5 protein-coding genes and 1 pseudogene are annotated in these 6,234 nt (G+C 46.7%); 4 read left to right on the top strand and 2 right to left on the bottom strand.

The window, feature by feature from the left end:
• Window positions 1-147 precede the first annotated feature (147 nt).
• Window positions 148-446 (bottom strand): annotated as a pseudogene (locus IM475_RS04325) (ISAzo13-like element transposase-related protein); the annotation flags it as partial.
• A gap of 439 nt (window positions 447-885) precedes the next feature.
• On the opposite strand from IM475_RS04325, the gene IM475_RS04330 reads away from it, so the two are divergent.
• From IM475_RS04330 to IM475_RS04340, 3 genes are all read left to right on the top strand, one after another.
• Window positions 886-1,062, top strand: a complete 177-nt coding sequence (locus IM475_RS04330; RefSeq protein WP_287660260.1) for a hypothetical protein — start codon at window positions 886-888, stop codon at window positions 1,060-1,062.
• Window positions 1,028-1,462 carry a hypothetical protein gene (locus IM475_RS04335; RefSeq protein ID WP_287726802.1) on the top strand — a complete coding sequence of 145 codons (435 nt, stop codon included), beginning with the start codon at window positions 1,028-1,030 and terminating at the stop codon, window positions 1,460-1,462. Before IM475_RS04330 ends, IM475_RS04335 begins: the two co-directional genes overlap by 35 nt.
• A 107-nt stretch (window positions 1,463-1,569) precedes the next feature.
• Window positions 1,570-4,707, top strand: coding sequence for a M4 family metallopeptidase (locus IM475_RS04340; protein ID WP_287726803.1), 3,138 nt, complete (start codon window positions 1,570-1,572; stop codon window positions 4,705-4,707).
• Here the strand turns inward: IM475_RS04340 and IM475_RS04345 are convergent.
• Window positions 4,674-4,880, bottom strand: a complete 207-nt coding sequence (locus IM475_RS04345) for a hypothetical protein (RefSeq protein ID WP_287726804.1) — start codon at window positions 4,878-4,880, stop codon at window positions 4,674-4,676. The genes IM475_RS04340 and IM475_RS04345 overlap by 34 nt on opposite strands.
• A gap of 31 nt (window positions 4,881-4,911) precedes the next feature.
• Between IM475_RS04345 and IM475_RS04350 the strand changes: the two genes are divergently transcribed.
• Window positions 4,912-5,724, top strand: a complete 813-nt coding sequence (locus IM475_RS04350; protein WP_272082557.1) for a C1 family peptidase — start codon at window positions 4,912-4,914, stop codon at window positions 5,722-5,724.
• Window positions 5,725-6,234: the final 510 nt, after the last annotated feature.

The raw sequence follows: 6,234 nt of genomic DNA on the forward strand, positions 1-6,234 counted from the left end.
ATAAACTCCGCTATTTACAGAGTTTTATGTGTCAACATATCAGCTATGTACACTGGTTTAGGAAAATTGTCTATTCAATTTGAAAAATGGCGTTTTGGGGTTGTTATGTTCTTAAATGTAAAGTTTTGTTACGAGATTCAAGGTTTCTGGGGTTAGGGTTGTTTTCGGATTAAAATCATGATCGTTTGTTTGGACAGTTATTCTATTTTTACCTCCTCGATCAAACAGTCCAATATTAACACGGGCTTTGGCATCTAAACTAAGACGTAACATCGTATTGTCTTCAGCCGCTTCCCGATTAATGTTAGCTAACTCATCAAAGATTGCTGCGGTTTCTGGAATTTTTTTTGAGGTAAAACTTTAGCCAATCTTTTCAGACGATAACCTAAGTTATTTAATTTAAACCGAATAGTTTCCTCGGTCGGTAAATCCTCATCGCTGTACCCCTATTTAGCTATGACAAACATTTTCGGGCGGTCGATGGGTTGATAACGGGAAATAGCAGCGCCGATTTTGCGATTATTCGATCTTAAGAGAATTGCTTCGGCTCGGTATCGCTGAAAGTGTAGCTTCAAGGGATACCAGGAAGCCAAAAGGAAGAATCGAACTTATCAAAAAATATTTGAGAGGGAGTCCTTAACCTTTGTTAAAAATAAGTGAGTGGACAGACTCAGAAAAATTAAGTTTTGAAAGTTTAATTGCACTTTACTATACTTTCACTTTACCCTAGAAGAAGAGCATCAAAAAGTCAAAAAATATACATGAAGACGGTCAAAAAGGAGGGAATATGCCAACGACCTCATCCCCAAAAAAAAGCGTTTTAAGTAGGAATTGAAAGAGCGGCGGACAGGATGAGGAGGTTGAAAGATTGAGAGGAAAAATGCCATGACGACAACCGTTCAACGCTTAAGCCAACTAAATTTTGCATCCCTATCACCAGCGGGGGGATTGTTCCCGTCGCCGATCACCTGGGAAGACCAAGCGTTCTATTTCTTGATGCTCGATCGCTTCTCCGATGGTCGTGAAAATGGGTACAACGCGGGGCGTGCATTTCTTCGATGAAGATCATCCAGTTTATCGGGAACTCGCCAAAATCCTAGAAATCCGCCGACAAAACATCGTCCTGCGTCGTGGTCGCCAATACCTGCGCCCGATTTCGGCCCCCGATGATGGAGTCCGCTTCAGCTTGCCGGAGATGGTGGGGGGACAGATTCGTTCTCTAGTGCCTTGGTCGCGGATTTTCAACGGTAAGGAGGAGCTGCTGGCGATTAACACGGATTATGACCAGCCGAGAACGGCTTGGGTGACGGTTGACAATGAACTGCACCAGGCAGGGAATATTTTGACTTGCATTTACTCAATAGATGCGGCGCAAATAGGTCAGTCGGTGACAGTGGAAGCCCGGAATGGGAAAGCAGTTTTGCTTACCGTTCCTGCCGCAGGATTTGTGATTTTTGAGTGAGAAGCTATCCAATCTCTCACCAACTGTCTACATTTAATGACAAATACGCCATTACAAAGCTGGTTCGATCCATTAATTAACTCTCAAGAATATCGAAGGAGAAGGTTATGAACACAATTGCACTTAAGGAAAGTATCAAGCAACTCCGTGCCAGAGATCCCAGGATCGCTATCACGTTCAATCCGCAACAATCCGCGATCACCATACTTCGGGGACGGCTGGCAAACCCAGTAAATGTAGAGGCACTGAAAAAGTCGCCTTATCAGTACTCACGGCAATTTATCCGGGAAAACCGGGTGCTTCTAGGTAACATCGATGAAAGCACCCAATTAGACAATGAAAGGGCGACGACAGACCGACGAGGCATGACCCACGTGATTCTAGCCCAAAAGCACGGGAATGCAAAGGTTTTGGGAGGGAACCTGTCAGTTCACTACGGAGCGGATGGCTCCCTCTATCTGCTCAAATCTAACCTTGCTTCCGCAATTGACATACCCGCAAGTCCCAGAATTGAGTCTGCTCATGCCACCGAAATCGCCAAAGAACACGCAGGTGCCGGTGCCTCTCTATTCGAGGGAATACAACCCGCCTTAGTCGTGGCTGATGCCAAGACACTCCATAAAGAGCAAGAAGGGAAGAAGTATTACCTCTGCTGGAAGCTTGTGATCGTTTCCCCTGAGAAAAGCCAAGATCCGGGATGGTTTTACCTGATAGACGCAATCAACGGGACAATACACCTTCGCTACCCTGCGGAGCAAACCGGAAGTGGAACAGGCTACTATTCCCACGGCTCAGCTTTGAACTCAGAGGCATCGGGAACGACCTATCGGTTGCGGGACACCGTAACATCCTCGACTTGGGCTACGGTGACTAAGCCAATCATCCACACCTATGATGATCATTGCTCAACCAGTCATACTCTAACCAACTACTCTGAAGATTCTGATGATAATTGGAATAATGGAGGAGGAGATCCAGCAAGCCGATGCGATGATCAACAGGAAGAAGTAGACATACATCGCTTCTTAAGTTACATCCTGGACTATTATTACCTGACCCACGGGCACAACAGTTGGGACAATGCTGGGGCAGATATAAAAGCCCATGCCCACCACGATCTCAACTGGAAAAATGCCAGTTGGCGTCCCCTTGAACAACAGATATACATTGGTGACGGTAATGGTACCAGCTTTGATTTGATGAGTCCCCTAGATGTTCTTGGTCACGAGTTTACCCATGGTGTCAACGACGGCTTTAACATTATCCAGGTCTATGACGGAGAAACTGGGGCTTTGAATGAGGGGATTGCTGACCTTTTTGGTGCTTTCATTGCTTTGAATCATCCCATAGATGATTCAGAGCCATGGCAATCGGCTGGACAATGCGTTCTTCCTGATCATCGAGGTCGCAATATGGTCGATCCCAGTCGGGACGCTGCGGGTGTCGTGGGGTGGGATGCTACCAGCAACGAAACAAAATATAACAGCGCGTTAAACGGCTACTACCCCGACCACTACAGTATCCGATATACTGATGCACTTGACAATAACGGTGTCCACATCAACTGCCCCATCATAACCCACGCTGTCTATTTGATGATTAACGGTGGCACCCATCGGCTTTCTGGTGTAACGGTTACGGGCATTGGTGTTGGTCCTGTCGAACAAATGCTTTATGAGGTGATCTCGACTGGATTGCTGACCAACACATCGGATTTTGCCGATTTCCGCCTCGCCTTCATCGAGGTTTGTCAGACGCTTTATCCAGAGGAATTGGACTACCTGGCTACAGTTAAAGCAGCCTTCCACGCCGTTGGCATCGGTCCGGATTTGTATATCCGAGACACGCTTTCGGACCAGGGAGATGAACCGGGTAGCCTCAGTTGCATGAGTCCCGATATCATTGTGCGGCAACAATTAGCTAACGCTGCTACTTTAACGCAGATCGCCGATCCGACCAACGGTTCCCTCTGTCAGAATATTGAGTTAGGGGCAGGCGACCATTACGTCTACTTCCGTCTGTTCAACCGAGGTTCTGTTGCTGGGTCTGGCACGTTCCGCCTATTCATCTCGCCCGTTTCAACTTTTCCAACTCCAGCCACTTGGCATGAAGTCGGTCACTATGACTTTACTGGCATCTCAGCAAGTGGCGGGATGTGGGTTCCGACAGCCGCAGGCGAGTGCCTTACCCTGTCAGAAACATTGATTAATACACTTGGTGTTGGACACTACTGCTTTATCGGCATCATCGAGAGCGACGACGATCCCCCGCCTGACCGAACGCTGATTGACAATGTCTCAGAGTTCCACAACTTTATTAGCAAGAGCAACAACTACGCTTGGCGAAACTGTGATGTTGTCAACCTTGTTCCTGATACGTCGGGTGAGTTGCCTACTATCACACAGACTTTCCAGATCAATGGCTTTGGTCGTCGGTACGAGCCGCGAAACCTGGAGCTTGACACGCGAGACCTGCCGGAAGGAACCCAAGTCACCCTCTGGCTTCCCAAGACTAAGTTCTACGGACTCAAGGCATTTGAAGTTCGAGTACTGCAAGCAAAGATCGGCGTGTCTAAGATTGGGGGAATCCTTGAAGAATTGCCAGTTGAGCAGCTGCGGATGCGTCCGATTCCTTTGAGGGAGCTAGTTAAGGTTACAGATGTCGGTGCAATTACACCGAAGGCGATGCCAGCAGAAAAAATCCCAGCATTGCAGGCGCTTCGCTTGTCTCCGCAGAAGGTGATTCGTCTGACAGGTCTCAAGTTGCAGCAGGAGGAAAAGATCAATGTCCAATTTGCAGTCAAGTTTCCGAGGAACACAGGTACGCGCAGCGTAACTCTAGCAATTCGTGAACGGCTAAACGACCAAGTACTAGGACAAATCAACTACATCTTCCAAATCCGTGAGGTTCCCCCAGAAGCAATAGCTAAGAAAGCCTTTCGGGTTTTCGGTAGCGTCATTGATGCCGAAACTAAACAAGGTTTAGGAGGACTTCGGGTTGAGGCATGGGATAAGGATTTAATTTGCAATGATCTAGTTGGCACTGTCATTACGGACAAGCAAGGTGCTTTCCAGTTGGGCTTTGACGAATCCTACTTCCGGGAACTTTTCCTGGACCGGCGACCTGACCTCTTCTTTAAGGTCTTTCAAGACGGCAAGATGATCAAGAGCACTGAAGATTCAGTCATCTGGAACGTAAGTACCGGAGATACTCAAGTTGTCATTGAAGTGGCGCGATTGGTATAAAGCAAAGGAATAGCGATCGCTTTTTGAAAGGGCAAGACGCGATCGCTAAAATCCAACAGGAGGTGAAATTCCCTTGAGCTACTCAACTTGACAACAATGCGATCGCAGTTTTTGAAACAGGAAAGAAGCGATCGTACTTCTGAGATGTCCATGCCACAAAGTAGAAAGTTCACATCTTTTTTAGATTAAACAGGAGTTGAAAAAATGACACGCACAAACAAACGTTATGGATGGGTTCCTGACTTACCAGATCATCGAGATCTGCTTTACGCTGCACCTGTTACGGCACTGAGAGCTTTACCAGCCAAGGTCGATCTCCGCCCCAATTGTCCCCACATCTACGATCAAGAACAGTTGGGCAGTTGTACCGCCAATGCCATTGCTGGTGCCCTTGAGTTCGATCAAATGAAGCAGAAATTGACGGATATTTTTACCCCTTCCCGCTTGTTTATTTACTACAACGAACGGGTCATGGAAGGGACTGTGAACGAAGATAGCGGCGCCATGATTCGTGATGGCATTAAAAGCGTTGGCAAGCAAGGCGCTTGTCCAGAGGAAAAAACCAAACAGCATCCAGGACCTGAGGGCGTCTGGCCCTACGATCCTGATTATCAGGTCAGGTTTATTAAAAAACCTACCCCAAAATGTTATGAAGTCGCGGCCAAACACCAAGCAATTCTTTACAGCCGGCTAGTGCGAAACCTCAATCAGATGAAGGGATGTTTAGCATCCGGCTATCCCTTCGTCTTTGGGTTCAGTGTTTACGAGAGCTTTGAAAGTCAAGAGGTGAAACAAACAGGTCGCGTCCCCATGCCGTCTCCCAATGAACAATTATTGGGGGGTCATGCCGTGTTAGCCGTCGGTTATGATGATAGCCAACGGCGGTTTATCGTCCGCAACTCCTGGGGGAAAGACTGGGGAATGCAAGGCTACTTTACCATCCCCTATGCTTATCTGTTGGACGATAACCTAGCTGACGATTTCTGGACGATTCGTCAAGTGGAAAATGAACCGTAGGCTATCTCAAAACTCTATCTTGAGGAGATAGGGAAATCTGATTAAATGCGACTGTTTTCGGAGGAGCAGGGGTGATAAAGCTTATCTAACCTGCTTCCCAACTCTCATTTCTAACTCAAAACTTCCATGTTTCAACGCGAATCTACTTTCACGGATTTGAGCAATTTAAACCTCACTGCTGTACGCTGGATAAGCTTTGACCCTGGGGATGATCTTAATCTGTCTCGTAGCTAACCCGGCCCATGCAGCCTGTAATAGTGACAATTCATTAGACATCTCCAAAAATTTGTAAGTCAGTCACAGCAAGGAAGACAGGCAGATTAGACCAAGAGTCAAAATTAGCTCTAAAAACCGATTAATCAGGGTTTTTAGAGACAAAATCGAATTTTGACGGAAAACTATGGCTAATTATAACGTCAATTACTTCCCCTGATTGCTCCCATTCTATTACTTCTAAAATTAGCGCACTAATTCTCAACCTTACTAAGCCACAAACGGTAAGTAAAACCG

The organism is Microcystis sp. M061S2 (assembly GCF_020245605.1).
Classification (GTDB): Bacteria; Cyanobacteriota; Cyanobacteriia; order Cyanobacteriales; family Microcystaceae; genus Microcystis.

Excerpts from the sequence above, each read along its gene's own strand:
- IM475_RS04330 (WP_287660260.1), top strand. The coding sequence starts at position 886 with ATGACGACAACCGTTCAACGCTTAAGCCAACTAAATTTTGCATCCCTA.
- IM475_RS04335 (WP_287726802.1), top strand. The coding sequence starts at position 1,028 with ATGGGTACAACGCGGGGCGTGCATTTCTTCGATGAAGATCATCCAGTT.
- IM475_RS04340 (WP_287726803.1), top strand. The coding sequence starts at position 1,570 with ATGAACACAATTGCACTTAAGGAAAGTATCAAGCAACTCCGTGCCAGA.
- IM475_RS04350 (WP_272082557.1), top strand. The coding sequence starts at position 4,912 with ATGACACGCACAAACAAACGTTATGGATGGGTTCCTGACTTACCAGAT.